The organism is Microbacterium sp. NPDC091676 (assembly GCF_044756645.1).
Classification (GTDB): Bacteria; Actinomycetota; Actinomycetes; order Actinomycetales; family Microbacteriaceae; genus Microbacterium; species Microbacterium paraoxydans_D.
The window spans coordinates 762,383-788,483 of sequence record NZ_JBIVTI010000001.1; the positions used below are offsets into that span (position 1 = coordinate 762,383).

Here is a 26,101-nt window from a genome sequence, read left to right on the forward strand (position 1 = left end):
AGAGTCTATTCCTGCGCGACGGCCCTCTCGTTCGCGAGCGTCTCCAGAAGCGCGGCGATCTGTTGTGGAGAGTCCACACGGAGGGTCGCGGCGCTCTCCCCCGGTCCGACACGCACGCCGAGGTCGCCTTCCTGCAGCACGCGCATCGCGTCCTCGTCGGTCACGTCGTCGCCGGCGAAGAGGATCCCGGTGGCGTCGAAGCGCTCCCGGAGGGCGATCATCGCGGCGTCCTTGCCCTCGTTCCGCGACGAGAACTCCAGCACCCGGTGGCCGGCACGCCGCCGCCACTGCGGGAAGCGCTGGGCGACGAGGGCATCGATCTCGGCGAAGACCTTCTCCTCGGTGTCCCGGTCCGCGCGGCGGGTGTGCACGCCCATGCCGAACGTCTTGGGCTCCAGCTCCGCCCCCTCGTAGCGGTCGATGATCGGCTGCGCAGCGGCCCACAGCTCCTCCCGCGCCCCGGTCTCGGTCGCATCGCCCGGGGCGTCGGCGGCCCCCTCGCCGGGGAACCAGTACTGCGCACCGTGGGAGCCGGCGAGCACGACGACGGAATCATCGGTGTGCTCGGTGATCTCCCGGAGGTCGTGCATGCTGCGCCCGGAGACGTAGGCGACGACCGTGTCCGGCATCGCGGCGAGGCGGTCCATCTGCGCGGCGACCTCCGGCAGCGCGCGCGCGGCCATGGGGTCCACCACGAGCGGAGAGGCGGTGCCGTCGAAGTCGAGGGCGACCACCAGGCGCGGCGTCGTCGCGAGGGCGGTGAGGTCGGCGTCGGCGGTTCCGGGGATCCAGGGGCGCGTCACGGTGTCTCCGATCGGGGAAGAGGAAGGGTGTGCAGGGAGGGCGCTCAGCGGTTGCGGACGTCCGCCAGAGCCTGGAGGAAGGACGACGACCAGGCGTTCACGTCGTTGTCCAGCACCCGTCGCCGCAGGGATCGCATCCGGCGTCCCTGCTCGGCGGGCGACATCTCCACCGCCTCCATGATGGCGTCCTTGAGGCCGGCGATGTCGTGCGGGTTGACGCGCACCGCCTGACGGAGCTCGTCCGCCGCGCCGGTGAACTCGCTGAGCACCAGCACACCGCGGTTGTCGGTCCGGGTGGCGATGTACTCCTTTGCGACGAGGTTCATGCCGTCGCGCAGCGCCGTGACGAGCATGACGTCCGCCGCGAGGTACAGCGCGACCATCTCCTCGCGCGGGTACCCCTGATGCAGGTAGCGGATCGCGGAGTGGCCGACCGTGTCGTGGTCGCCGTTGATGCGGGCCACCGCGAGCTCGATCTCGTCCCGGAGGTGCGCGTAGGCGTCCACCCGCTCCCGGCTCGGGCTGGCCACCTGGATGAGGGTGACGTCCTCCACGTCCAGGCGGCCGTCTTCGAGGAGCTCGCCGTACGCCTTGATCCGGTGCCCGATGCCCTTGGTGTAGTCCAGGCGGTCGACGCCCAGGAGGATGCGCTTGGGGTTGCCGAGACTCGCGCGGATCTCCGCGGCTCGCGCCCGGACGTCCTCCCTGGCGGCCAGTTCGAGGTACGGGGCGGTGTCGATGGAGATCGGGAACGCCTTCGCGATGGCGGTCCGCGAGCCGCCCTGATCGGGGACCGTGATGCTGGACCCCTTCACCTCGTACCGCAGCCGCCGCCGTACGGCGGTGAGGAAGTAGGTCGCATCCTGTGCCCGCTGGAAGCCGATGACGTCGGCGCCGAGCAGCCCACGGAGCACCTGGTCACGCCACGGGAGCTGCGCGTACAGGCCGTGCGCCGGGAAGGGGATGTGGTGGAAGTAGCCGATCGTGACGTCGGGGCGCAGCTCGCGGACCATCTGCGGCACGAGCTGGAGCTGATAGTCGTGGACCCAGACGGTACCGTCCTGGGCGGCGGCGGCCGCGGCGGCCTCCGCGAAGCGACGGTTGACCCGTACGTACGCGTCCCACCACTCGCGGTGGTACTGCGGCGGCGCGATGACGTCGTGGTAGAGCGGCCAGATGGTGTCGTTGGCGAAGCCCTCGTAGTAGTCCGCGACGTCCTCGGAGCTCAACGCCACCGGGATGAGATGGATGCCGTCGGCGTCGAAGGCCTCGAGCTCCACGTCCGGCTGACCGGGCCAGCCGACCCAGGCGCCGTGCACGCGGCGCATCATGGGCTCGAGGGCGGCGACGAGGCCGCCGGGCGACGTCCGCCACGTCTCCTCGCCGTCGGGGCCCACGACCCGGTCCACCGGGAGGCGGTTGGCGACGACGACGAAATCAGCAGCGGTCACAGGGGCACTCCTCGGTCCAGTAGCTTCCAACCTATCGAGGATGCGCGCCGACCGCCGGTCCTCCCTCAGGCCTTGACAGCGGAGGTCGCGCGGTGCACACCGCTGAGGGCCCAGTTCCCGAGGCCCGCCGCGAACGCGATGCCGGCCGCGATCATCGGGAGGACCAGGGCGGCGGAGGTGCCGAGGCTCTCCGCGATCTCCCCCGCCACCGCGGCGCCGATCGACTGGCCGACGATCACGCCGGAGCCGAGCATCGTCATCACCGTCGCCGACCGGCCACGGGGGCTTCGAGCGGCGCCGAAGCTGTACTGGGTGACGAGCGTCGGCCCGATGCCGATGCCCATGATCGCCAGGGCCAGCACCATGCCCGCCGGGGAGTCGACGACGCCCAGGAGCAGCGATCCGGCGAGCAGCACTCCGGAGAAGACCAGCCAGCGGGCACGCAGCGAGAACCGGGCGGGGAGCCAGGCGACGCCGAGGGCCAGCAGCGCGGATCCGACGCCCATCACTCCGTACAGCAGGCCTGCCTGCTCCGGGGCGCCGCGATCGGCCATGAAGGACGTGAGCGAGGTGAGCATCGTGCCGAAGAAGATGCCGACGCCGAGGATGCCGAGGACGACGATGAGGAGCTGCGGCCGGAACAGCTCGGACACGGCCGACGGCGCCCGACCGTCGTCGGTGCGGTCCGGGGAGACGTGTCGCCCACTCGGGTGCAGCGCGAAGGCCCCGACGAACACCAGGGTCAGCGCGGCGGCGCCGACCAGCGGTGCCCACGGTGCGAGCGCCGAGGCGAGCACGCCCACGAGGAAGGGCCCGAAGACGAAGACGGTCTCGTCGGCGGCGGACTCGTACGCCATCGTGCCGGAGACGGTGCGGGCGCGGCGCTCCGCCGGCATCCGCTCGCCGATGATCGTCACCAGGCGGGAGCGCGAGAGCGGCGCCACCTGCGGCGCCGTCGCCCCGATGCCGATCGCGGCGAGGAGCACGAACCCGTCGGCGGCCGGGCCGTAGACGACCGCCGTGAACAGCAGGAGCATCGCGGTGTTGCCCACGGCGAGCGCGAGGAGGACCGTGCGCTGCCCGAAGCGGTCGGCGGCGGCGCCCAGCAGCGGGCCGAAGCAGGCGGTGCCGAGCCCGACGGCGGCGGAGGTGAGCCCGCCGAGCGAGAGCGACCCGCGGGCCGAGACGACGACGGTCAGCACGCCGACGACCATCATGGCGAAGGGCAGTCGCGCGATGAACGCGATGAGGAAGTAGGGCAGGCCGGCGAGGCGGAAGAGGCTCGGCTCGGCGGTATCGGGAGTGGTGCTGGCGTGTGTCATGGCTCTCGCGCGTCGACGACGCGATGTCGGGTGCCGCCGCTGTCCGCCGGAGACGCCGACGGCCGGTAGATACACGGTTTCTGCGGCCGCGGGCGAACCGCGACCCTCCCATGATATCCGGTGCCCCTGGGCGGGCGCCCTGCCAGCCTCTCCCCCGGCTTGTCAAGGCTCCGGCCCGCGCACCCCGGCTGCGGGTACCGTAGGGGCATGCGCTACCTCTTCAGCACCGGACTCGTCGCCGCGATCTCGGCTGGGATCTCGCTGCTGCGCGGCACCCGCAACGAACCCATCACCTGGCGCTCGCTCCTGTCGTGGGTGAGCTGGGGCATCACGATGGCGCTCGCGGTCGGCGCGGTCGTCGACATGCGCCGCGAACGCCACGGCGTGCCCGTGGACGCCGACTCCCCGCAGTCGGTGAAGAAGTCCAAGAAGGCGCAGCGTCTGCAGTTCCGGTCGCAGAAGGCCCTCGCCGACGCGCAGGGGCACGCCCAGGACAAGCGGTCCTGACGCACCCCCGCGCCTCCCGCGTCAGCGCGTGAGGATGAGTGCCTCGCCCTGACCGCCGCCGCCGCACAGGCCGACCGCCGCGGTTCCGCCACCTCGGCGGGCCAACTCCTGCGCGACGTGCACCACGAGACGGTTGCCGGAGGCACCGATCGGATGACCGATCGCGATGCCGCCGCCGTGCACGTTGACGATGTCGCCGTCCAGCCCGAGCTCGGTCTGCGAGCGGGCGACCACCGCCCCGAACGCCTCGTTGATCTCCACGAGATCGAGGTCCTGCGGGGTGATCCCCTGTTTCCGGCACGCCTGCTCGATCGCTCGGGCGGGCTGCGCCTGGAGCGAGTTGTCCGGACCGGCGGTCTGGCCACTCGCGCCGACGGTCACGAGCACCGGCCAGCCCTTGGCCTCGGCGGTCGCCCGCGTCGTGACGACCACAGCGGAGGCGCCGTCCGAGATCTGGGACGAGTTGCCCGCCGTGATCGAGCCGCCCTCGGCGAAGGCGGCTCGCAGTCCCGCCAAGGTCTCCACGGTGGTCTCGGGGCGCACCCCTTCGTCCCTGGTCACCCGCACGGGTTCGCCCCGGCGCTGCGGCACCTCGACGGCGACGATCTCCGCGTCCAGCACACCGCTCTCCTGCGCGGCGGCGGCCCGCTGATGCGAGAGAGCCGCGACCCGGTCCTGCATCTCTCTGGTGAGCTCGTACCGCGCGTTGTGGCGCTCCGTCGACGCGCCCATGCTCTCCCGGTCGTAGGCATCCGTCAGCCCGTCGTAGGCCATATGGTCGAGGACCTCGACGGTGCCGTAGGTCCAGCCATCGCGCGATCCCATGAGCAGGTGGGGTGCGCGGGTCATGGACTCCATGCCGGCGGCGACGACGACCTCCGCGTCCCCGGTCCGGATCATGCGCGCCGCATCGATCACGGCGGTGAGCCCGGACAGACACACCTTGTTCACGGAGTGGGCAGGGACGTCCCAGCCGATCCCGGCGCCGATGGCCGCCTGACGGGCGGCGTTCTGACCGGATCCGGCGGCGAGCACCTGTCCCACGATGACCGCGTCGACGTCCTCCGGGTCCACTCCGCCCTGCTCCAGGGCACCGCGGATCGCGAACGACCCCAGCTGCGGTGCCGTGAACGCGGCGAGCTGCCCCTTCAGCCGTCCCTGCGGCGTGCGTGCCGCGGCGACGATGACGACATCGTTCTCACTCATTGCTCTCGGTCCTTCCGTTGTCCAGTTCCGGGGCGAGGCGGAGGGGCGGCTCCGTGGCCTGCCGCACCTGCTCCACCGTGACGTCGGGGGCGAGCTCGACCAGGACCAGCCCGTCCGGCGTCACGTCGATCACCGCGAGGTCCGTGATGATCCGGTCCACGACGCCGCGTCCGGTCAACGGCAGCGTGCAGGCGTCGACGATCTTCGCCGAGCCGTCCTTCGCGACGTGCTCCATCAGCACGATCACCCGTCCGGCGCCGTGCACGAGGTCCATCGCGCCCCCTGGACCCTTGACCATCTTGCCGGGGATCATCCAGTTCGCGAGATCGCCCGTGGCGGAGACCTGCATCGCCCCGAGGATCGCGGCATCGATCTTCCCGCCACGGATCATGCCGAAGCTGAGGGCGGAGTCGAAGAACGCCGCTCCGGGGAGCGTGGTCACCGTCTCCTTCCCCGCGTTGATGAGATCCGGATCGACCTCGTCCTCCCGGGGGTACGGCCCGACCCCGAGGATGCCGTTCTCCGACTGCAGCACCACGGTCACGTCGGACGGGACGTGGTTGGGGACGAGCGTGGGCAGGCCGATGCCCAGGTTCACGTACGCGCCGTCGGGCAGCTCGACCGCCGCGCGCGCGGCCATCTGATCTCTCGTGAGCGCCATGTCAGGCTCCTTCCGCGGCGACGGTGCGCCGCTCGATGCGCTTGGGGATGTCCGCACCCACCTCGACGATCCGGTGCACGAAGACCCCGGGGAGGTGGATCGTGTCCGGGTCGAGCTCGCCGGGCTCGACGAGCCGCTCGACCTGCGCGATGCACACGCGGCCGGCCATCGCGGCGAGGGGGTTGAAGTTCCGCGCGGCCTTCGTGAACACCAGGTTGCCGTGCCGGTCGCCGCGGGCCGCGTGCACCAGGGCGAAGTCGGTGGTGATCGCCTCCTCCAGCACGAACTCGCGGGGCTGACCGTGCACGGCGAACGTGCGCACGTCCTTGGGCGGCGAGGCCACCGCGATCGAGCCATCGGAGTGGTACCGGCGAGGAAGACCCCCCTCGGCGACCTGGGTGCCGACGCCCGTCTGGGTGAAGAACGCGGCGATTCCGGATCCTCCCGCCCGCAGCTTCTCGGCGAGGGTGCCCTGAGGCGTGAGCTCCAGCTCGAGCTCCCCGGACAGGAACTGCCGCTCGAACTCCTTGTTCTCCCCGACGTACGACGAGGTCATCTTCCGGATGCGCTGGGCGGCGAGCAGGATGCCGAGTCCCCAGTCGTCCACTCCGCAGTTGTTGCTGACGACGCTCAGGTCGGTCGTGCCCTGCACGAGGAGCGCTTCGATGAGCGCGATCGGGTTCCCGGAGAGTCCGAAGCCTCCGACGGCGAGCGAAGCGCCGTCCGGGATGTCGGCCACAGCGGCCTCCGCGGATTCCCATTGCTTGTCGATCACGTCTGCTCCTTCGGTTCCGTGTCCCCTCCAGCCTCCCGCCCCGGCGGCGTCACGGCCAGCGCCCTCTTGCGATGTGGACGCCCGCACTACTAGCGTCCACGATGTGGACACTGCGATGAACCCCGTCCCCGGCACTCAGGCCGTCGCGCGGGCTGCGCGTCTCCTGCGGCTGGTGACGGCCGCCGGCACCGACGGGGCCACCCTGCAGGAGCTCGCGGCACGCGCCGGGCTGTCCCGGCCCACCACGCATCGCCTGCTCAGCGCCCTGCGCGCGGAGGGGCTCGTCGACCGCGACGCGGACAGCAGCCGCTGGATGCCGGGCCCCGAGCTCTTCCTCATGGGGTCGGTGGCTGCCGCCCGTTACGACGTGACAGCCCTGGCCAGGGACATCGTGCGGTCGCTCGCCGTGAAGACTGAGGAGAGCGCATTCTTCTCCGTCCGGCGCGCGGACGAGACGGTCTGCCTGCTGCGGGAAGAGGGTTCGTTCCCCATCCGCTCGTTCGTGCTGAGCGAGGGGGTGCGCTTCCCGCTCGGCGTGGCGAGCGCCGGCCTCGCGATCCTCGCCTTCCTCCCCGACCACGATGTGGATGCCTATCTGGAGCGCCATCCGGAACTCGTCGAGAACTGGGGACGCGCTCATGGCGAGCGCCCGCTGCGGAAGCGCCTCGCCGAGACGAAGGAACGCGGGTTCGCCGTCAACCCCGGCCTGATCGTCGAGGGGAGCTGGGGCCTCGGCGCGGCGGTGTTCGACCGCGCCGGACGCCCGGAGTGGGCGCTCAGCCTCACCGGTGTCGCCTTCCGCTTCGGCCCGGAGCGTCAGGCCGAGCTCGGCCGGATCCTCCTCGCGCACGCCCACCAGCTCTCGGCGAGGATCGCGCACGCTCGACGGTGACCCCGATACATACCAGCCGGTATATACTTTCTGGTATGAATCGCTCCGAGGTCATCCCGTCGCTCGTCCTCTCGGGCTACGCGCTGGGTCGCATCGCCGCCCAGGACGCGGGGAACGAGGCGCCCGCCGCGCAATGGCGGGTGCTCAGCCTGCTCGACCAGTCGGGTCCCCGTCGCGTCGGCGAGCTCGCCGCGGCGGCCCGCACGACGCAGCCCGGGATGACCCGGCTGCTCGGCACCCTCGAACGCGAGGGCCTCGTCCGCCGCTCCCCCGACCCCGACGATTCCCGTGCCACCGTCGTCGCCGCGACTCCCGACGGCACGGCGGCCCTGGCCGCCTGGCGCTCCGAGTTCCGGGAGACGATCGCACCGCGGTTCGCCGACCTCGACGACGACGACTGGCAGGCCCTCACCCGTGCGGCCGAGATCCTCGCCGCCCGCACCTCCGCAGATCGGACAGGAGACATCCGTTGAACACCGCCCCCGCAACACCCGCCCCCTCGGTCTGGAGGCAGCCCGCCCAGGTGTGGGCCGTCGCCTTCGCGTGCGTCGTCGCCTTCATGGGGATCGGGCTCGTCGACCCGATCCTCCCGGCGATCGCGGAGTCGCTCGAGGCCACGCCGGTCGAGACGGAACTGCTGTTCACCAGCTACCTCCTGGTCACCGGCCTCGCGATGCTCGTCACGAGCTGGATCTCCAGCCGGATCGGCGCCAAGGCCACCCTCCTCGTCGGTCTCGGCCTGATCGTCGTGTTCGCCTTCCTCTGCGCGATCAGCGGCAGCGTCGACGCGGTCATCGGGTTCCGTGCCGGCTGGGGGCTGGGCAACGCGCTGTTCATCTCGACCGCGCTGGCCACGATCGTCGGCGCCGCATCCGGCGGCAGCAGCGCGGCCATCGTGCTGTACGAGGCGGCTCTCGGCCTCGGCATCGCCGTGGGTCCGCTGCTCGGCGGCATCCTCGGCGAGCAGAGCTGGCGAGGACCGTTCTTCGGCGTCGTGGCCCTGATGGCCATCGCCTTCATCGCCGTGCTCGTGCTGCTGCGGGGTCCGGGCGAGAAGCGCACGCCGGTGAAGTTCTCCGCGCCTTTCACGGCCCTGCGCCGTCCCGCGCTCGCGATCCTCGCCGTGGCCGCCCTGTTCTACAACATCGGCTTCTTCGTGCTGCTCGCGTTCTCGCCCTTCCCCCTGGGCTTCGGAGCGATGGGCATCGGCCTGACGTTCTTCGGCTGGGGCGTCGCCCTCGCGATCACCAGCGTGTGGGTCGCGCCGGTGCTGATGCGCCGGATGCCGAGGACGCACGTGATCCTCACCGTGCTGCCCCTGCTCGCCGTCGACCTCGTGGTCGCGGGACTCGTCGTCGCCGAGCCGGCTGCCCTCGTGGTGTGCATCATCGTGGGCGGCCTGCTCCTCGGTGTGATGAACACCGTGCTGACCGAGGCCGTCATGGAGGCGACCGACCTCCCCCGCTCGGTGGCCTCCTCGGCCTACTCCGCGGTCCGCTTCCTCGGCGGCGCGATGGCCCCGCCGATCGCGGCGCTGCTGTGGCACCTGTTCAGCGCCACCGTGCCGTACCTCTTCGCCGCCGCCGCCGTCCTGCTGGCCGCGCTGACGATCCTTCTCGGCCGGAAGGTCCTCGCGCACATCGACGACGAGCCGGCCGATGCGACCGCCGAGGACGCGGCGGCGATCCTCGTCGGTGACGCCGGCTGACCCCCTCGGCTACCGTGGGGACATGACCGACGCTCCTCCCCTCCCCGAGCGCAGCCGACGGGTGCAGGACCACCTCCACGCGGCCGGCGTGGAGACGGATATCCGGGTCCTTCCCGACTCCGCACGCACCGCCGCGGAGGCCGCCTCCGCCATCGGCTGCGACGTCGCCGCGATCGCCAACAGCCTCGTCTTCCTCGCCGACGGTCGGCCCGTCCTCGTCATGACCAGTGGCGGGCACCGGGCGGACCTCGCCGTCCTGGCGCGAAGCGTGGGGGCGAGCGAGGTCGTCATGGCACCGCCTGCCACCGTGCGCGACGCCACCGGGCAGGCGATCGGCGGGGTGGCGCCCGTCGGCCACCCCGCGCCGCTCCCCACCTTCATCGACAGCGCGCTGCAGGCGTACGACGTGGTCTGGGCGGCGGCGGGCCACCCGCACACCGTCATGCCGCTGACCTTCGCCCAGCTGTCGGATCTGACCGCCGGCACCGTGATCGACGTCGTCTGACGCCCCGGATGTCGGCGCCGTGCCTCATGATGGAGGCGATGCGGGCCGCGGCGCGAGCGACCGGCGAGACGGAGGCGATGACATGTGCGGACGATTCGCGAACGATGCGACGACGGACGAGCTGATCCGGGAGTTCGTCGCCGAGGGCGGCCGACCGGAGGACTGGTGGAAGTCCTGGCACGGCGCGTACTCGATCGCCCCCACCGAAAGCGCCCCCATCGTCCGCGACCGCGGCGAGGGCCGCATCCTCGAACTCGTGAGGTGGGACTGGCAGAGTCCCCCCAACCGCCCGCAGCGCGCTCCGCTGATCAATGCCCGGATGGAGAAGCTCGCCGCCGGCTTCTGGGCACCGGCGTTCTCCGCGGCGCGCTGCCTTGTACCGATGCGCGGGTACTTCGAATGGACGGGAGAGAAGGGGCACAAGACGCCGCATTTCCTCCACGGGGACGGCCTGCTCGCCGCTGCCGGGCTCACATGGTCGATGGAGCACGAGGGTGAGAAGGTGCGCTGCTTCGTCGTCGTCACCCGGGAGGCGCGAGACGCCGGCGGCGAGGTGCACAACCGGATGCCCGCGTTCCTGACCCCCGACACCTGGGACGCCTGGCTCACACCGGAGAAGCTCACCGGGCAGACCAAGCTCGACACGCTGGCGATGCTCGATCACACCTCCGCCGATGTCGCCGCGACGCTGCACGGCTACGTCGTGGACCGCAAGGTGAGCAACACCCGCACCGTGGACCCCTCCGATCCCACGCTTCTCGATCCGGTGGCCTGAAACGGGGAGACACGCGACGACGCACGACACCCGGTCGGGTAGGAGATAGGGCAGAAGTGTGAAACGCTGAGCACACCCCACACCAGCGGTCATCTCGTCCGCGCCTCTTGGCACAGGTTCCCGTGGCGAGAAGGGAATCTTGCAATGGGCAAATTCATCTACGAGAACAGCGTCAAGGTCGACATCGAAGACCGCGCTCTCACTCACATCCAGCTGGTCATGACCGCGAAGCTCCGCCGTGGCGAGCCCTTCGGCTTCACGTGGAAGGACGACGTCAGCATGGGCGGCGGCCGGACGACGGTCTGGATCCATGCCGGCAGCTCGCTCGTGTACAAGTACCACGGCAGCCGGCAGCCCAGCGTGAACCGCGCCTGGATCGAGGCTCTCGCATTCACGGCGAACGCCCCGAGCGGGCTGTATCTCGTCCCTGAGCCTGCAGAGCAGCAGCAGCCGGACGAGCGCGAGAGCGCTCTCACGCGCTCCTAACACGCCGACAGAGCGGGTTCAACCCCCCTTCGCATCGGTCCTGTCCCTTCGTACCGTGGAGCCATGGGGAACCATACGGGAATGACGACGACGCACATCGAGATCGATGGGCACGACTTCCTCCTGCCTCGCAGCACGGACGTCGCGGACCTCATGTCTCGGATCGAAGCGGCTGCCCGCTCGCAACCTACCTTCGTCGACCTGGCGACGGGCGATGCGCTGACGAGCGTGCTCATCACCGCCCAATCCCGGGTGGTCGTCTACCTGATCCGCGAGGACACGGGGCAGGATGCCCCCATCGACGTCCGTTCGACGCTCGACTGGGATCTCTGAGGAGCACGGCCCGCTCGTAGACTGGACGGATGCTCGTCGCTCTCATCCGCCCCCGGGGATCCATGACCGTCGACGTCTCCGGCACATCCCTCGAAGACGTCCGCACCCAGCTCGATGCTCACCGCGAGCCGGGTTACGCGCTGACGTCCGCCCCGGTGCGCATGCTCAAGGGCGAGGCGAAGATGGAGGCGACGGGAACGTTCCAGCGCGTCGACGGCGTCGAGCAGATCGAGGCCGACGACATGGCGGGCATCGAGGCGAAGGTCCCTGAGGGCTGGCAGCTGCTCTCGGTACGCCGCGCCTGACCCGCGACCCCGCCCGCCGGCCACGCGTTCCCGATCTCGCATCGCGCACCGTCGCGTCCGTTCCGCTGCGGGTGCGAAACTGTGCCTTCCCTGGCCGCCCGGGGCACGATTTCGATCCCGCCCGGGCGAGCCGGCACCGGAACGGGCAGAGAAAAAGCCCCGGAGATGGCGAGATCTCCGAGGCTTGTTCCGTGCACCCCCAGGGACTTGAACCCTGAACCCACTGATTAAGAGTCAGTTGCTCTGCCGATTGAGCTAGAGGTGCGTGGCCCGGGATAACCCCGACCGAGGAATTACATTACCAGCGGTTGGCGCCGACACGAAATCCGCCGCGGCCCGGGCGTGGCCCGGGCGTTTCGCCCGCCGATCCTGGCCGATGGTCTCTGCGGGGGCGGTCGGGGCGACGACTATCCTGAGAGCGTGACCGCCACTCCCGACGCCGCCGACCTGCGCGCCGACCTCCAGCTCGCCCTTCGCCTCGCCGATGCTGCGGACGCCCAGTCCCTCCCCCGCTTCGACGCCGCCGATCTGGAGATCTCCACCAAGGCGGACCGCTCGCACGTGACCGACGCCGACCTGGCCACGGAGCGCGCGATCCGCCGCATCCTGGAGGAGGAGCGCCCCGACGACGGCATCTTCGGCGAAGAGTTCGGGGCTCAGGGCGGCACCGCGCGGCAGTGGATCATCGACCCGATCGACGGCACCGCGAACTTCCTCCGCGGTGTCCCGCTGTGGGGGACGATGATCGCCCTGGCGATCGATGGCGTGCCCCGTGTCGGCGTGGTCAGCATGCCCGCCCTCGGGCGGCGCTGGTGGGCCGCCGCAGGACACGGCGCGTGGACGGTGAGCGACCGCACCGAGCGACGTCTCGCCACCTCGACCGTCTCCTCGCTGGACGATGCCAGCGTGAGTTTCCAGAGCATCGCGCAGTGGCGCGACGCCGGACAGCTGGATGCCCTGCTGCGCCTGAGCGAGCGTGTCTGGCGCGATCGGGCGTACGGCGACGTCTACGCCTACATGCTCCTCGCCGAGGGACGGCTGGAGGCGGTCGCCGAATTCGATGTGAAGGAATACGACATCGCGGCGGCCGTGGCGATCGTCCAGGAGGCGGGCGGACGCATGACCGCGTTCGACGGCTCCGAGACGATCTCCGCGCGCTCGACGCTCGCTACCAACGGCACCCTTCACGACGACTTCCTCCGTCTCCTGCACGACTGACTCTCCGAGGCCACGATGACCACCCGACGACTCGCGATCCTGACCGGTCTCGTGCTCGCGGGGACGATCCTCACCGCGTGCACCGGCGGAGGCGCGCCCGGTCCGTCATCGTCACAGGGCTCCGTGACGCCCACCGCAGACGCCGGCGCGACCACGGCGCCGGGCGGCGACGAGCTGACGTGCGAGTCCATGATCTCCGAAGGCACCGTCGCGGCCCTCACCGACGCCGGGTGGACGGCCGAGCCACGGGAGTTCCGCGTCGGAGGCGTCGAGCTGTCACAGGGACTCCTCTGCTTCTGGGCCGACTTCAGCGTCCCCTCGGACCATGGTCAGATGTACGGCTGGTCCCTCGTCTCCACCGCCGATGCGGAGCGCGCACAGGCGGGCCTCGAGGACGAGGGGTGGCGGAGCGAGGAAGACGCGCAGGGCGTGTACGTCACCGAAGACCCGCAGTTCGCCATGAGCACGGACGAAGACGGGTACGGCATGACCTACCTCTTCGGCGATGGCTGGGTGAAGGTCGCCGACACGAAGCAGGGGCTCCTCCTCATCGAGGGACAGAGCTGACGGCGCACACCATCCGGCCCGCGGTGTCAAGCGGCTGGGCCTGCGGCCGAGGATCGACGAGGCTGGGGGTATCCGAGGAAAGGAACGCCCATGGGTAACGACAGCGACCGCAACGACATCAGCACCGAGCCCTCCCCCGGCCCCGAGGAGAACGACAACCTCGGCGCCGAGGACAACAAGGGCGAGCCGCGCACCGTTCCGCCCACGGACGGATCGGATGACGACGGCGACGACGTGCTCGCCGAGGACCCCGACCGCTCGCACTGAGCCCGCTGTCCGCGATGACAGGAGCCCCGCCTCGCACGAGGTGGGGCTCCTGCGCTGTCACTCCGTCGTCGAGCTCTGGACGATCTCGTCGACGAGCGTGATGCCTCCGGTCGAGTTCGCCGACTGCATGAGGTCGTCGATCCACTTCGGATTCAGCTTCGGCGGCTCCCGCCCTTCGAAGGTGAAGCGCAGCGGGATCGACGGGTGCAGCCAGATGGTGGAGCGTCCGTATGCGTCGCCCTCGGGGTGGGTCCACGACACCGTGAAGCTCTCGTTGCGCCGGAGCTTCGTCGCGATCACGACCTTGAGGTGCGCGAGCGCGCGGTCCTCGATGTGGAGCTGGCTCGTGCTGTCGTACATGATGAACCCCATGTGCGAATGGTAGGCCTCGCGCGCGACGAGGACCAGCGGTATCGGTGCTGCAGCGCCGGTCGGCGAACGCGACGCCCACCCCGCAATCGTTCCGTCAAGGGGTCAGGGCGGGCGGGATGTCGAGCCTACCCTCGGGCCATGAAGCACGTGACGTAGGGAGAGAAGTCGATCCTCAGGGGTGACGATGCGGCAGACGACGAACAGTGCCCTCGAAGCCCCCGATAACGAGGAGGAGGTGGCGGAGGTGCGCAGGCGAATCGATGCCATCCTGCGCCCCGCGCCCGCCGAGCCCGGTGAACCGTGGACGACCGGGGATCACGAGCTCCCGGCGAGCACCGGGGACGAGTGACGAGCGCCTGGTCTCAGCCGCGAACGTCGCGCGGGTCGTTGCCGTAGCTGTTCCGCTCCCCGATCGTGCCGTCCTCCCGTCGGATGAGGTGCTCGACCTGACGCGCCCGAGCCGTCTCACGCCCGACGGCGACCGCCTCGTCCTTCGTGCCGTGCGGCCCGCTGAACGTGTTCACCTCGCCCTGGACGCGGTTGAACCAGCCACCCTCCTGGTGGAACGTGTCGACATCGCCCTTCGGCATGGCGTCTCCCTTCGTCGTGAACCCCCTTGGTACCGCGCGATCGCCGTCGCCTCCGACCCCCTTGCGCGCGCGCCGGTTCGGTCGTACGCGCACCGCGCAGCGGTCGCGTCCCCCGAAGAGGGGACAGACATCCGGTCCCTCCGCCTGCGATTATCGCGGTGAGGGAGTCGAACGGGCGGGCGCTGTCCCGCCGATCGGGGAAGGAGACTTCAGATGACGACCGACATCATCGCGGGGCCGTTTCTGACGGCTGTCCGTCAGGCCTGGGATCGCGCACGCGGAACGCTCATCGTCCCTCAGGGGTTCACGCTGACGGATCTGGCTGCCGGAGCGGGGTCGTTGAGCGCAGAGGTCACCGACTCGACAGGGACCCGGTTCGGCTTCCGCGCTCCCCTTCCGGCCTCCGCCCGGTGGGAAGGGAAGGCGCAAGGCGGCGAAGGCACTCCGGAGCACTGGGCGCTGTGGAGCGTCATCGTCCCGCTCATGGAGGAGCTGGAGGCGGACGGCGGACGCCGCTTCGCCCCCGATGCCGACGGCGTCCGCTGGGTGACCGCGTAGAGGATCGCGGTCACAGCGCCGCGGAGCCTATCGCAGACCGTCTTCGCAGTTGCTTCCCTGGCGGGCTTCCCACCACAGCGCGTACTCGGGCCCGTCCTGGGTCTCGACCGTCCACGGCGGGAAGGTGATGTAGCGGTCGAGTGCGAGGGCCCACGAGCTGTCCGCTCTGGTCGATCCGGGGTCGTCCGCGGGAAGCTCGTCCTCTGTGGTCCAGGATTCGGCCGGATGGGTCTTCGCCCATTCGTAGATGAGCTGGCCCGTCTGGGACCAGTCGCGGCCGTTCATCTCTTCCGCGATCTCGGGGGGCATCGGCGCGCGGTGCGGGGTCCTGTAGTCGTACGTGCACGAGTACGTCCGCCCGTCGTCGCCGACGTAACTCAGCGCGATGGTCACGTTGGTGGCGAGGTCCCCCCGCCGGCCCAGCACCCACGCTGCGGCGAGGAGGAGCACCCCTGCCACCACCACCGCGATCGCCGCGATGAGCCAGCCGGTGCGGCGCCGCCGAGTCCGCGCAGAGGGGTTGAGTGCGGACGACATCCTCCCATCGTAGCCAGCTCGATGAACCGACCCCGCGGGGTCTCGGCCGCCCCTTCCCCGGATACGAACGAGGCCCGCCTCCCTGGTGATCACCGGGGAGGCGGGCCTCGTTCTGTGTGACAGCGACCTGGTGGAGCTGGGGGGAATCGAACCCCCGTCCAACGCTGAGTCTCCACGCCTTCTCCGGGCGCAGTCTGTGGAAGCGTTCTGCTCGGCTCCGACCTTTGTCACAGACACCTAAGTCGACGAGCCCAGCCTGGGAAGAGTCCCACGTGACGTCCAGACGCCGTCACGCAGCAAGATTCCTAGATGACGCCAGGATCCGTATCGGAATCACATACGGTCTGACGGACTATCGGGCTCGCTTAGGCAGCGAGGGCGAAGTCGTTGCGCTTGGTTTCGGCAACTATTGTTTTGCAGAGAGCGTTTACGAGATAACTCTGCATCCTCGGCCCGCTTCTCGTGGATTCACAGGCGCTGTCGAAACCGATCAGCCCCGTGGTCCTTCTCTCGAAGGAGCCGCTGTCACGCTGTGGAATTGTCAGACTCGGACGACGAGCGCCCGAGCATCACAGACTACAACGTCTGCGCCTCCGCCGCCATTCCCGCCGCCGTGCCCGTCGCGTAGAGTCGCCCCATGAGCGATGTGACAGTCACCGTCCGCGGCGAACACGAAGCCCGACTGGCGCCGGAGCGGGCCACCGTGCATGTCACGGTGCGTGCCGAGGGCCCGGAACGAGCGACCGTCGTCGATCACGTCATGCGCCTGGCCGAGCCGGTCCGCAGCAGCATCGTGGGACGCGTGGACGCCGGCACCGCCCTCGACTGGAGCAGCACGCGCCTCTCGGTGCGTGCCGAGCGCCCGTGGAACGCCGAGGGCAAGCGTCTCGCCCCGGTGTACTACGCGAGCATCGACGTGACCGCGACCTTCACGGAGGCCTCGGAACTCTCGCTCTGGATCTCCGACGTCTCCGCGTGGGACGGTGTCGAGATCGGCGGGGTCGATTGGCACCTCACCCCCGAGACCCGCGTCCGGGTGGAGCGCGAGGTCGCTGCACAGGCGGTCGGCGTCGCGGTGACGAGAGCAGAGGCGTACGCCACCGCGCTCGGCCTCGCCGAGGTGACGCCCCTGGAGATCGCCGACATGGGCCTGCTCTCCGCTGCGCCGTCGTCCGGCACGCCGCTGGGCAAGGCGCGGGGTGCCGTCGCCTTCGCGGCCGACACCGCGCCGGCCATGGAGTACGAGCCGCAGGACATCGTCCTCACGGCGACCGTCGAGGCGCGCTTCCTCGCTCGCTGAGCCTTCGCCGTCAGTCGCTGACGACGAAGTCCGCGAGATCGGCGGCGAGGCGCTCGGACACGTGCGCGTGGACGGCGGTACCCGCCTCCCGATGCTCGACCGACAACAGCATCCCGGTCTCGTGGATCGCCGCGACGAGGTCGCCGCGGTCATACGGGATCACGGCGTGGAGCTCCACGGCCGGCTTCGGCAGGGCCTCTTCGATCGCCGCGCGGAGTTCGACGATGCCCTCTCCGGAGCGCGACGACACGAAGTGTGCCCGGGGCTCCAGGCCGCGCAGCACGAGCCGCTCGTCCTCCGGGATGAGGTCGGCCTTGTTGAAGACGACGATCTCGGGCATGTCGCGCACGCCGACATCGCCCATCACGTCACGGACCGTCTGCAGCTGGCCCGCCGGGTCGGGGTGCGACCCGTCGACCACGTGCAGGACGACGTCGGCGTCGCCGACCTCCTCCAGCGTGGAGCGGAAGGCTTCGACGAGCTGATGCGGCAGGTTGCGCACGAATCCGACCGTGTCGGTCAGCGTGTACACGCGGCCGTCTTCTGTCTCCGACCGACGGACGGTCGCATCGAGGGTCGCGAACAGCGCGTTCTCCACGAGCACACCCGCACTCGTCAGAGCGTTGAGCAGACTCGACTTCCCGGCGTTCGTGTACCCGGCGATCGCGACGGAGGGGATGGTGTTCCGCTTGCGTTCGGCCCGCTTCGCCTCGCGCGCGGGGGCGAAGTCGCGGATCTGCTTGCGCAGGAGGGCCATCTTCGTCCGGATCCGTCGGCGGTCGAGTTCGATCTTGGTCTCACCGGGACCGCGCGAGCCCATGCCCGCGCCACCGGCGCCGACCTGTCCACCGGCCTGACGGCTCATCGACTCACCCCAACCGCGCAGGCGCGGCAGCAGGTACTCGAGCTGCGCGAGCTCGACCTGGGCCTTGCCCTCGCGGCTCTTGGCGTGCTGGCTGAAGATGTCGAGGATCACGGTGGTCCGGTCGATGACCTTCACCTTCACGACGTCTTCGAGCGCGCGTCGCTGGCTGGGGGCCAGTTCGGTGTCGGCGATGACGGTGTCAGCGCCCACGGCCGCGACGATGTCCTTCAGCTCCTGCGCTTTGCCGCGTCCGAGATAGGTCGCGGCGTCCGGGTGCGGACGGCGCTGCAGGACGCCGTCGAGCACGACGGCGCCTGCCGTCTCCGCAAGTGCGGCGAGCTCGCGCAAGGAGTTCTCCGCGTCCTCCTGGGCACCCTGCGGGTACACGCCGACCAGGACGACGTTCTCGAGTCGCAGCTGGCGGTACTCGACCTCGGTGACATCTTCGAGCTCCGTCGACAGACCGCCCACACGCCGCAGCGCGTGCCGATCCTCGAGGTCCCACTGGGCGCCGTCCGCCGTCGAGTGCGCGGCGGTGGCTTCGTCCTGGAGCGCCTGCGCGGCGCCGAACGTCCGCACCTCCGAGCGCTTCTCTGCGTTCGCCAGCACGCGGTCGACCGTCTGGTCGTCGGTGGAGGGTGTCTTCGTCTCCGTCATCCGTTCCTGTCTCTGGTTTCCTCGCGAGCCTTAACCTTAGCCCGCGCCGTCCGGTACGCTCACCGTATGGGGTCCGACCACTACTTCACTGCGGCCCCGGCTAGCCCCGAGCACCTGCGCAAGATCCGCGTATCCCTGGCAGGCCGTGAGCTCGAAGTGACCACCGCGGGTGGCGTCTTCAGCCCGGATCGACTCGACGCCGGCACCGCAGTGCTCCTCGCCAACATGCCTCCCGTTCCACCCGGAGGTCACCTTCTCGACCTCGGCAGCGGGTGGGGGCCGATCTCCCTGTCGATGGCGCTGGCCTCGCCCCACGCGACCATCTGGGCGGTCGACGTGAACGAGCGGGCTCTGGACCTCGTGCGACGCAACGCCGCAGCCCTCGGCCTCACCAATGTCAACGCCGCACTGCCCGGAGATGTTCCCGCCGACGTGACCTTTCGCACGATCCGGTCCAACCCTCCGATCAGGGTCGGGAAAAACGAGCTGCACGGTCTGCTCGAGAAGTGGATCCCGAGACTCGACGAGCGCAGCGATGCGTGGCTCGTCGTCCAGCGGAACCTCGGTGCCGACTCCCTGCAGCGCTGGATCGCGGCGACCTTCCAGCCGGGCTACAGCGTCTTCCGGACGGCGACCGGCAAGGGCTACCGCATCCTCAAGGTGAGAAAGCACGGAACGCCCCCGACGGAGCCGATCGACGTCGTCTGAGCGGCTCGTCCGTCGGCGACCTCAGGCGAGATCGACTTCGCCCTGATAGACGAGCTGCGCCGGTCCGGACAGGGCGACGTGCTCCCCGTCTTCGGCGGGGAACATGCGGACGCCGAGCGTGCCGCCGGGAACCTCGACCTGCCAGTTGTCGGGGGCCTGGGCGCCGGCCCAGTAACGCACAGCGAGAGCCGTGGCGGCGACGCCCGTTCCGCAGCTCAGCGTCTCGCCGACCCCGCGCTCGAACACACGCATCCGCACGTGCCCGATGCCGTCGCGCACGAGGGGCTCACCGGGCACCACGAACTCGACGTTGGCTCCCGCGGGCGGAGCCGGCTCCAGCTCGGGTGTGCGCGTGAGTTCGAGGAGCCCGAGCTCCGCGTCGGACGCGAGTGCCACCACGACGTGCGGATTCCCGACGTCGATCCCCAGGCCCGGACGGGTGACGGTCAGCCCGTCCGCGCGCACCAGCGGGTCGTCTCCCGACAGCTTCCACGCTCCGAGGTCGACCTGATAGCCGCTCACGCTGCGCGTGACGTCACGGACGCCGGCTCTGGTGCCGATCGGGAGCGTGCTGCCGGGCTCGATCGCCGCGAGACCCGAGCGGACGAGGTAGTGGGCGAAGACCCGGATCCCGTTGCCGCACATCTCCGCGATGGAGCCGTCCGCGTTGCGGTAGTCCATGAACCACTCGGCATTCGGCTCTTCGGCGAGGGCCGCTGCACCCTCCGGGATCGCGGACGATCGCACGACGCGCAGCACGCCATCGGCACCGATCCCGAAGTGGCGGTCGCAGAGCACCGCGACCTGCTCCGCGGTCAGCTCCAGCCCGCCATCGGGGTCGGCGATGATGATGAAATCGTTGCCGGTACCGTGCCCCTTGGTGAATGCGACCATGGAACCAGTCTACGGAGCCGAAGGCCCTGCACTCGGCCGTGCGACGCGGTAGCGCCCGCAGAGGAAACTGCGGTTGCGGGCCACCTCGATCAGCTCCAGGTCGAGACGCCGGGGCAAGAGCGGAGCCCCGCTCCCGAGCGTCACCGGTGCGTACTGCACCCAGACCTCGTCCAGCAGCCCCGCGTCGGCGAACTGTCCGGCGAGGTCTCCCCCGCCGACCACCCAGAGATCCTTGCCCCCCGCGGCGTCGAGCATCGCCGTGTGCACGTCGCGGATGTCGGCACTCGTCACACGGACATCGGCCCCCTCCGGCACCGCGAGATCACGATGCGAGAGCACCCACGTGGGCTGCTCGTACGCCCAGCGGCCTTCCTCATGACGCAGGACCCACTCATACGTCGACGCCCCCATCACCAGCGCACCGATCCTCTTCTCGAAGATCGGGTAGGCCATCGGGCCTTCCTCATCGATGTCCTGGCTCAGCAGCCAGTCCAGGGAATGCTCGATGGTGGCGATGAAGCCGTCGAGGCTGGACGCGGTGAAGTAATGAGTGGCCATGTGCGCATGCTCGCACGGGCCACCGACATCGGTCAGACGTCCAGCAGGTCAGCGGCGGACACCGGCGGCGTCACCCACTCCAGCTCCGGGTAGCGCTTGAACCACGACACCTGCCGACGCGCATAGCGCCGGGTGAGCGCCTGGGTCTCGGCGATCGCCTCCTCGGCGCTGGAGCGTCCTTCCAGATACGCGAGCGCCTGTGCGTACCCGATCGCCCGGGGGGCCGTCGTCCCCTGCTCCAGACCTTCGTCACGCAGTCGGGCGACCTCGGCCACCAGACCGCGTTCCCACATGCGCCGGACGCGGGCATCGAGGCGGGCGACCAGTTCGGCGCGATCCACCTGCACGCCGATCAGCCGTGTGTGCGGATACCAGAGCGTCGGCTTCTCCGGGAGGACGGCACCATGCGTCGTGCCCCCCTGCTCGACGACTTCGAGCGCCCGGATCACGCGTCGCCCGTTGCGAGGGTCCACTCGCGCCGCGGCCTCGGGATCGCGGGCACGCAGCCGCTGCAGCAGCACGTCGACACCGTCGCGAGCCAGTTCCGCCTCCAACCGCTCGCGGACGACCGCATCCCGAGGGGGGAAGTGGAACTCGTAGACCACGCTCGACACGTAGAGTCCGGATCCGCCGACGAGGATCGCGTCGCCACCCGCGCCATGGATCCTCTGCACGGCCTCTCTCGCGAGGGGCTGGTACCAAGCCACCGCAGCGTCGTCCGTCACCGCGCGTACGTCGAACAGGTGGTGCGGGATGCCTCGCCGTTCGGCCACCGACAGCTTCGCCGTGCCGATGTCCATGCCGCGGTAGAGCTGCATGGCATCGGCGTTGACGATCTCCGCCGGGTTGCCGCGGCGTCGGAGCTCCTCCGCGAGATCGAGCGCCAGATCGCTCTTTCCCGTGCCGGTCGCGCCGACGACGGCCCAGAGCCGAGGCGCGGTCACACTCCGACGCGGAGGGTCGGCAGACCGAGGGAGACGGCGCGCGGAGCACCGTCGCTCGGTGCCGGCACGGCGCACGACTCGGCCTGCCCCCGATCCCACGCATCGCCACCGCGCGTCCGGCGGATGCGGAGCGGGGCGCCCGTCGGGTCGTCGGCGAGGAGGTGGAAAGGCGCGGCGTGCGTCACCGTCACCGTGACGACGTCACCGGGCCGCGGCAGCTCCGACCCGGGAGTGACCTCGAAGTGCACGAGCCGGTTGTCCTGCGCCCGCCCGGTGAGGCGACGCGTCTCCGTGTCCTTCTTGCCTTCGCCCGTGGACACGAGAACCTCGACCTCACGGCCGACCTGCTTCTGGTTCTCCTCGAGCGAGATGCGCTCCTGGAGCGCGATCAGCCGGTCGTAGCGCGCCTGCACGACCTCCTTGGGCACCTGGTCGGGCATGGTGGCCGCCGGGGTCCCTTCGCGGATCGAGTACTGGAAGGTGAAGGCTCCGGAGAAGCGCGACAGCTCGACGACGCGCATCGTCTCCTCGAAGTCCTCCTCGGTCTCCCCGGGGAACCCGACGATGATGTCCGTCGTGATGGCCGCGTGCGGGATGCGCTCGCGGACGCGGTCCAGGATCCCGAGGAACCGCTCGCTGCGGTAGGAGCGGCGCATCGCCTTGAGGATCCGGTCGCTCCCCGACTGCAGCGGCATGTGAAGCTGCGGCATGACGGCGGGAGTCTCTGCCATCGCATCGATCACGTCATCCGTGAAGGCGGCGGGATGCGGGCTCGTGAAGCGGATGCGCTCGAGCCCCTCGATCTCACCGGCGGCGCGGAGGAGCTTGCCGAACGCCTGACGGTCTCCGAACTCCACCCCGTACGAGTTCACGTTCTGCCCGAGGAGCGTGACCTCGATGGCGCCGTCCTCCACCAGCAGGCGGATCTCGTTGAGGATGTCTCCCGGCCGACGGTCCTTCTCCTTGCCCCGGAGGCTCGGGACGATGCAGAAGGTGCAGGTGTTGTTGCAGCCGACGGAGATCGACACCCAGCCGCTGTGCGCGGAGTCGCGCTTGGTGGGGAGCGTCGACGGGAACACCTCGAGGGACTCGAGGATCTCGAGTTCGGCATCGCCGTTGTGGCGCGCGCGCTCCAGGAGACCGGGCAAGGACCCCATGTTGTGCGTGCCGAAGACCACGTCGACCCAGGGGGCCTTGTCGAGCACGGCCTGCTTGTCCATCTGCGCGAGACAGCCGCCGACGGCGATCTGCATCCCGGCCTTGCGGCGCTTGACGGCGGCCAGGTGCCCGAGAGTGCCGTACAGCTTCCCGGCGGCGTTGTCCCGGACGGCGCAGGTGTTGATGATCACCACGTCCGCCTCGGAGCCCGCATCGGCACGGACGTAGCCTGCGCTCTCCAGGGATCCCGAGAGGCGCTCGGAGTCGTGGACGTTCATCTGGCAACCGAAGGTGCGCACTTCGTAGGATCGCTGGCGCCCGTCGTCGTCGACGGCCGCTGACGACGCGCTGATGATCGTCGGTTCGCTGCGGGGGATAGTCATGATGCTCCCATTGTACGAGCGTCGCCGAGAGCCGACCGCGTGCGGACCGTCAGTCGGAATCCACGAACCGCACCCCGGAGGGGCCCCCGCCGAACGAGGCTTCGCGCAGCGCTGTCTTCGCCGCGTTCATGGCGACCGCTCCCCCGTACCCGCGGCGAGACAGCTGTCCGACCAATCGGCGAAGCGCCGCGTCCGGATCGAGACGTCCCATCGAGCGGGCCTTGGTCCGTGCGAACTCCAGCGCGCGCTCGGCGTCGTCGTCGGGGAGCTCGTCGAGAGCGGCGTCGATGACCTCACGGGGGATGCCTCGCTGCGACAGCGCTCGAGAGAGGGCGACCCGGCCCTGCCCCTTGCGTTCGACACCGGACGTGACGAGGAGATCCGCGAGCACGGCGTCATCGAGGTAACCACGCCGTACGAAGTCGTCGATCACGTCGTCGATGGCGTCCGTGGCGAGTCCGTGTCCCTTCAACACCAGCCGAGCTTCGGAGACCGACAGCGACCGCGTTCGCAGCTTCCGCACCAACGACTCCTCCGCCGTCGTTCGGATCTCCTCCGCCGACGGGCCGCTCTCTTCGTCCGCTTCCGTCGATCGGGACACGCCGCCGACGGCGCGCAGCCTGTTCGTCTTCCCGCTCGTGGCAGCGGCCCGCGCCGAGGCTCCGCGAGCGGGATGGCGCGCGCTGGGCGCACCGTCGTCAGCCGGTCCCGCTCCCGCCGCCACGGGTTCATGCCACGTCGAGCGCCAGACCCCGCCTGCATCCGCTGACGATGCAGACGGTGTCACGGGACCGGGAGCAGACTCGTCTGCCCCGTCATCCGGCGACTTCCCCGCGCGCGCAGCTCCGCCGAAGAGAGGGATGATGGGGGCGATCCGCTCGGAATCGCCCCCACGCTGATCACTCATCAGGCCGGGCGACGCTCGGCCAGCTCATCAGCGCCCGGAGCCGCGGCCGGGCCGCCGATGCCGAGCTTCTGCTTGATCTGGCTCTCGATCGCCAACGCGATGTCCGCGTTGTTGAGCAGGAACGTCCGCGCGTTCTCCTTGCCCTGGCCCAGCTGATCGCCGTCGTAGGTGTACCAGGATCCGGACTTCTTGACGATCCCGTGCTCGACACCGAAGTCGATCAGGCTGCCCTCACGGGAGATGCCGACGCCGTAGAGGATGTCGAACTCCGCCTGCTTGAAGGGCGGTGCCATCTTGTTCTTGACGATCTTGACGCGCGTACGGTTACCCACCGCGTCGGTTCCGTCCTTGAGCGTCTCGATGCGGCGGATGTCCATGCGCACCGAGGCGTAGAACTTCAGCGCCTTACCACCGGCGGTGGTCTCGGGCGAGCCGAAGAACACGCCGATCTTCTCGCGCAGCTGGTTGATGAAGATCATCGTGGTGTTGGTCTGGTTCAGCCCACCGGTGAGCTTGCGCAGCGCCTGCGACATGAGGCGGGCCTGGAGACCCACGTGGGAGTCGCCCATCTCGCCCTCGATCTCGGCACGCGGCACCAGGGCCGCCACCGAGTCCACGACGATGAGGTCGATGGCTCCGGAACGCACGAGCATGTCGGCGATCTCGAGCGCCTGCTCACCCGTGTCGGGCTGGGAGACGAGAAGAGCGTCGATGTCGACGCCGAGCTTCGCGGCGTAGTCGGGGTCGAGCGCGTGCTCGGCATCGATGAACGCCGCGATGCCGCCGGCCCGCTGGGCGTTGGCGATTGCGTGCAGCGTCAGCGTCGTCTTACCGGAGGACTCCGGGCCGTAGATCTCGACGATGCGGCCACGCGGCAGACCTCCCACGCCGAGGGCGACGTCGAGGGCGATGGAGCCGGTGGGGATGACGGCCACAGGGGCCCGCTCATCGCTGCCCAGCCGCATGACCGAGCCCTTTCCGAACTGGCGGTCGATCTGAGCGAGGGCTGTCTCGAGGGACTTCTCGCGGTCGGCGGGTGATGGCATGGTGTGCTCCTTCTGCGCGTGTGCTGCCGCCTGTAGGCTGTCGCGGCTCTTCCGGCTGGAAGGAACTCTCCGACAAGGCGTATGGCTTTTCAGCTTGGCCCTCACGGTACGGCGGGCCTCCGACATTGCATCGAGGAGCCACGGATCGTGAGGATCAGAGCCTTCTGACCACTTGTGCAGAAGACTACGCCCGGTTCGAACAGATTTTCGACACCACGCCGAAGTCGGCGTGTCGAACATCCGCACACCGGGACACGCCCGTCACCGCCCGCGCGGCTCCAGGCGACCCACCCCGTGGCGCCGGGAATCGGGCACATCCATGTCGGCGCACAGTGCGAGCCAGATGTCCCGCGGGGGCACCCCGGCGTCGAGAGCTTCGAGCGCGGTGCGCCCGCCCATCCCGGAGAGCACGAGGTCGTTCAGCAGGGAGGACGCGCGCGCTTCGAATTCAGCGTCCACGGCGCGCAGGAACTCACTGCGTCGCATGAAGAAGTTCTCCGGGGATCAGCGGAGCGAGAGCTCGGGTTCCACGGAGGCGACCAGGTCGTCCGGGACCACGTCGGGGAAGACCTGGATGCCTTCGAGGACCGAGATGCGGTCCCCGACTTCGCGCATGATCGTCGAGATGGGGACGTCGAGAGCTTCCGCCACCGAAGCGAGGATCTCGCTCGAGGCCTCCTTCTGACCGCGCTCCACCTCACTGAGGTAACCGAGAGCGACGGATGCCTTGCTCGCGACCTGGCGGAGCGTCCGCCCCTTCTGCAGACGGAAGTCCCTCAGCACGTCGCCGATCTCCTGTCGTACAAGAATCATCGGAACCTCCTCCGCAGTTCGTGAATCGAG

The 26,101-nt window shown here is 69.9% G+C and carries 33 protein-coding genes, 1 tRNA gene and 1 other RNA gene; 15 read left to right on the forward strand and 20 right to left on the reverse strand.

Features of this window, described 5'->3' with window-relative positions:
• Positions 1-5 precede the first annotated feature (5 nt).
• The 3 genes from otsB to ACIQID_RS03890 all read right to left on the reverse strand — a co-directional run bounded on the left by otsB (position 6) and on the right by ACIQID_RS03890 (position 3,576).
• Entirely contained in the window at positions 6-803 is a 798-nt protein-coding gene (gene otsB / locus ACIQID_RS03880) for a trehalose-phosphatase (RefSeq protein ID WP_400282151.1), read from the reverse strand.
• Between the two features lie 44 nt (positions 804-847).
• The gene (locus tag ACIQID_RS03885; RefSeq protein ID WP_312672787.1) at positions 848-2,254 is read right to left on the reverse strand and encodes a trehalose-6-phosphate synthase; all 1,407 of its coding nucleotides are present in this window, start codon (positions 2,252-2,254) and stop codon (positions 848-850) included.
• A gap of 65 nt (positions 2,255-2,319) precedes the next feature.
• Positions 2,320-3,576, reverse strand: coding sequence for an MFS transporter (locus ACIQID_RS03890; RefSeq protein WP_331202730.1), 1,257 nt, complete (start codon positions 3,574-3,576; stop codon positions 2,320-2,322).
• A 207-nt stretch (positions 3,577-3,783) separates the two neighbouring features.
• Between ACIQID_RS03890 and ACIQID_RS03895 the strand changes: the two genes are divergently transcribed.
• Positions 3,784-4,083, forward strand: coding sequence for a hypothetical protein (locus ACIQID_RS03895; protein ID WP_025103262.1), 300 nt, complete (start codon positions 3,784-3,786; stop codon positions 4,081-4,083).
• Positions 4,084-4,104: 21 nt separating this feature from the next.
• Here the strand turns inward: ACIQID_RS03895 and ACIQID_RS03900 are convergent, their stop codons facing one another.
• Genes ACIQID_RS03900 through ACIQID_RS03910 form a run of 3 tightly spaced genes read right to left on the reverse strand, consistent with a single transcriptional unit; the run spans position 4,105 to position 6,725 of the window.
• Positions 4,105-5,289: an acetyl-CoA C-acetyltransferase gene (locus tag ACIQID_RS03900; protein ID WP_400282156.1), complete on the reverse strand. Its 1,185-nt coding sequence runs from the start codon at positions 5,287-5,289 to the stop codon at positions 4,105-4,107.
• Positions 5,282-5,950, reverse strand: coding sequence for a CoA transferase subunit B (locus ACIQID_RS03905; protein WP_331202728.1), 669 nt, complete (start codon positions 5,948-5,950; stop codon positions 5,282-5,284). The genes ACIQID_RS03900 and ACIQID_RS03905 overlap by 8 nt, the downstream gene beginning before the upstream one ends.
• 1 nt (position 5,951) lies before the next feature.
• Positions 5,952-6,725, reverse strand: a complete 774-nt coding sequence (locus tag ACIQID_RS03910) for a CoA transferase subunit A (RefSeq protein WP_400282159.1) — start codon at positions 6,723-6,725, stop codon at positions 5,952-5,954.
• Between the two features lie 115 nt (positions 6,726-6,840).
• Here ACIQID_RS03910 and ACIQID_RS03915 point away from each other — a divergent pair, with 115 nt between their 5' ends.
• The 8 genes from ACIQID_RS03915 (at position 6,841) to ACIQID_RS03950 (ending at position 11,729) form a co-directional block, all read left to right on the forward strand.
• Positions 6,841-7,617: an IclR family transcriptional regulator gene (locus ACIQID_RS03915; protein ID WP_400285652.1), complete on the forward strand. Its 777-nt coding sequence runs from the start codon at positions 6,841-6,843 to the stop codon at positions 7,615-7,617.
• A gap of 35 nt (positions 7,618-7,652) precedes the next feature.
• The gene (locus ACIQID_RS03920) at positions 7,653-8,090 is read left to right on the forward strand and encodes a MarR family transcriptional regulator (protein WP_331202725.1); all 438 of its coding nucleotides are present in this window, start codon (positions 7,653-7,655) and stop codon (positions 8,088-8,090) included.
• The gene (locus ACIQID_RS03925; RefSeq protein ID WP_312672796.1) at positions 8,087-9,325 is read left to right on the forward strand and encodes an MFS transporter; all 1,239 of its coding nucleotides are present in this window, start codon (positions 8,087-8,089) and stop codon (positions 9,323-9,325) included. The genes ACIQID_RS03920 and ACIQID_RS03925 overlap by 4 nt, the downstream gene beginning before the upstream one ends.
• Positions 9,326-9,347: 22 nt before the next feature.
• A complete protein-coding gene (locus tag ACIQID_RS03930) occupies positions 9,348-9,830 on the forward strand; it encodes a YbaK/EbsC family protein (protein WP_400282164.1) in 483 nt (160 codons plus the stop codon).
• Positions 9,831-9,912: 82 nt separating this feature from the next.
• Positions 9,913-10,605: an SOS response-associated peptidase gene (locus ACIQID_RS03935; RefSeq protein WP_400282167.1), complete on the forward strand. Its 693-nt coding sequence runs from the start codon at positions 9,913-9,915 to the stop codon at positions 10,603-10,605.
• A gap of 144 nt (positions 10,606-10,749) precedes the next feature.
• Positions 10,750-11,091, forward strand: coding sequence for an ATP-dependent DNA ligase (locus ACIQID_RS03940; RefSeq protein WP_187663908.1), 342 nt, complete (start codon positions 10,750-10,752; stop codon positions 11,089-11,091).
• 81 nt (positions 11,092-11,172) lie between these two features.
• Complete coding sequence (locus tag ACIQID_RS03945; protein ID WP_268776421.1) at positions 11,173-11,424, forward strand: hypothetical protein; 252 nt, start codon at positions 11,173-11,175, stop codon at positions 11,422-11,424.
• Positions 11,425-11,453: 29 nt separating this feature from the next.
• Positions 11,454-11,729, forward strand: coding sequence for a hypothetical protein (locus tag ACIQID_RS03950; protein WP_312672801.1), 276 nt, complete (start codon positions 11,454-11,456; stop codon positions 11,727-11,729).
• Between the two features lie 192 nt (positions 11,730-11,921).
• Here ACIQID_RS03950 and ACIQID_RS03955 read toward each other — a convergent pair.
• Positions 11,922-11,994, reverse strand: a tRNA-Lys gene (locus ACIQID_RS03955).
• 155 nt (positions 11,995-12,149) lie between these two features.
• Here ACIQID_RS03955 and ACIQID_RS03960 point away from each other — a divergent pair.
• From ACIQID_RS03960 to ACIQID_RS03970, 3 genes are all read left to right on the forward strand, one after another.
• A complete protein-coding gene (locus ACIQID_RS03960; RefSeq protein WP_400282172.1) occupies positions 12,150-12,947 on the forward strand; it encodes an inositol monophosphatase family protein in 798 nt (265 codons plus the stop codon).
• A 15-nt stretch (positions 12,948-12,962) separates the two neighbouring features.
• Complete coding sequence (locus tag ACIQID_RS03965) at positions 12,963-13,514, forward strand: hypothetical protein (protein ID WP_400282175.1); 552 nt, start codon at positions 12,963-12,965, stop codon at positions 13,512-13,514.
• 90 nt (positions 13,515-13,604) lie between these two features.
• Positions 13,605-13,781, forward strand: a complete 177-nt coding sequence (locus tag ACIQID_RS03970; protein WP_158698530.1) for a hypothetical protein — start codon at positions 13,605-13,607, stop codon at positions 13,779-13,781.
• Between the two features lie 57 nt (positions 13,782-13,838).
• On the opposite strand, the gene ACIQID_RS03975 is transcribed toward ACIQID_RS03970, so the two are convergent.
• Positions 13,839-14,153 (reverse strand): hypothetical protein, encoded by a 315-nt coding sequence (locus ACIQID_RS03975; RefSeq protein WP_071328444.1) that lies wholly within the window; start codon positions 14,151-14,153, stop codon positions 13,839-13,841.
• Between the two features lie 362 nt (positions 14,154-14,515).
• Positions 14,516-14,743: a DUF2188 domain-containing protein gene (locus tag ACIQID_RS03980; RefSeq protein ID WP_312672813.1), complete on the reverse strand. Its 228-nt coding sequence runs from the start codon at positions 14,741-14,743 to the stop codon at positions 14,516-14,518.
• A 213-nt stretch (positions 14,744-14,956) separates the two neighbouring features.
• Here ACIQID_RS03980 and ACIQID_RS03985 point away from each other — a divergent pair, with 213 nt between their 5' ends.
• Entirely contained in the window at positions 14,957-15,301 is a 345-nt protein-coding gene (locus tag ACIQID_RS03985) for a hypothetical protein (protein WP_312672815.1), read from the forward strand.
• 27 nt (positions 15,302-15,328) lie between these two features.
• Here ACIQID_RS03985 and ACIQID_RS03990 read toward each other — a convergent pair whose 3' ends face one another.
• Together ACIQID_RS03990 and ssrA are read right to left on the reverse strand one after the other, a co-directional pair.
• A complete protein-coding gene (locus tag ACIQID_RS03990) occupies positions 15,329-15,838 on the reverse strand; it encodes a hypothetical protein (protein WP_400282182.1) in 510 nt (169 codons plus the stop codon).
• Between the two features lie 128 nt (positions 15,839-15,966).
• Positions 15,967-16,336: a transfer-messenger RNA gene (gene ssrA, locus ACIQID_RS03995) on the reverse strand.
• 139 nt (positions 16,337-16,475) lie between these two features.
• Here ssrA and ACIQID_RS04000 point away from each other — a divergent pair.
• A complete protein-coding gene (locus ACIQID_RS04000) occupies positions 16,476-17,138 on the forward strand; it encodes an SIMPL domain-containing protein (protein WP_400282185.1) in 663 nt (220 codons plus the stop codon).
• 10 nt (positions 17,139-17,148) lie between these two features.
• Here the strand turns inward: ACIQID_RS04000 and hflX are convergent, their stop codons facing one another.
• Positions 17,149-18,660, reverse strand: a complete 1,512-nt coding sequence (gene hflX, locus ACIQID_RS04005) for a GTPase HflX (RefSeq protein ID WP_312672877.1) — start codon at positions 18,658-18,660, stop codon at positions 17,149-17,151.
• Positions 18,661-18,726: 66 nt separating this feature from the next.
• On the opposite strand from hflX, the gene ACIQID_RS04010 reads away from it, so the two are divergent.
• Positions 18,727-19,368, forward strand: coding sequence for a methyltransferase (locus ACIQID_RS04010; protein WP_312672878.1), 642 nt, complete (start codon positions 18,727-18,729; stop codon positions 19,366-19,368).
• A gap of 21 nt (positions 19,369-19,389) precedes the next feature.
• Here ACIQID_RS04010 and dapF read toward each other — a convergent pair whose 3' ends face one another.
• From dapF to ACIQID_RS04050, 8 genes are all read right to left on the reverse strand, one after another.
• Positions 19,390-20,262, reverse strand: a complete 873-nt coding sequence (gene dapF / locus ACIQID_RS04015) for a diaminopimelate epimerase (protein ID WP_312672879.1) — start codon at positions 20,260-20,262, stop codon at positions 19,390-19,392.
• Between the two features lie 9 nt (positions 20,263-20,271).
• The gene (locus ACIQID_RS04020; RefSeq protein ID WP_400282190.1) at positions 20,272-20,820 is read right to left on the reverse strand and encodes a dihydrofolate reductase family protein; all 549 of its coding nucleotides are present in this window, start codon (positions 20,818-20,820) and stop codon (positions 20,272-20,274) included.
• Positions 20,821-20,852: 32 nt separating this feature from the next.
• Positions 20,853-21,764 (reverse strand): tRNA (adenosine(37)-N6)-dimethylallyltransferase MiaA, encoded by a 912-nt coding sequence (gene miaA / locus ACIQID_RS04025; protein ID WP_400282193.1) that lies wholly within the window; start codon positions 21,762-21,764, stop codon positions 20,853-20,855.
• Entirely contained in the window at positions 21,761-23,305 is a 1,545-nt protein-coding gene (gene miaB / locus ACIQID_RS04030) for a tRNA (N6-isopentenyl adenosine(37)-C2)-methylthiotransferase MiaB (protein ID WP_400282196.1), read from the reverse strand. Before miaB ends, miaA begins: the two co-directional genes overlap by 4 nt.
• 49 nt (positions 23,306-23,354) lie before the next feature.
• The gene (locus tag ACIQID_RS04035; protein WP_312672883.1) at positions 23,355-23,828 is read right to left on the reverse strand and encodes a regulatory protein RecX; all 474 of its coding nucleotides are present in this window, start codon (positions 23,826-23,828) and stop codon (positions 23,355-23,357) included.
• Between the two features lie 383 nt (positions 23,829-24,211).
• Positions 24,212-25,258, reverse strand: a complete 1,047-nt coding sequence (gene recA / locus ACIQID_RS04040) for a recombinase RecA (RefSeq protein ID WP_025103229.1) — start codon at positions 25,256-25,258, stop codon at positions 24,212-24,214.
• Positions 25,259-25,519: 261 nt separating this feature from the next.
• Positions 25,520-25,744, reverse strand: coding sequence for a DUF3046 domain-containing protein (locus ACIQID_RS04045; RefSeq protein ID WP_312672884.1), 225 nt, complete (start codon positions 25,742-25,744; stop codon positions 25,520-25,522).
• A gap of 18 nt (positions 25,745-25,762) precedes the next feature.
• A complete protein-coding gene (locus tag ACIQID_RS04050) occupies positions 25,763-26,071 on the reverse strand; it encodes a helix-turn-helix domain-containing protein (RefSeq protein WP_025103227.1) in 309 nt (102 codons plus the stop codon).
• Between the last annotated feature and the right edge of the window lie 30 nt (positions 26,072-26,101).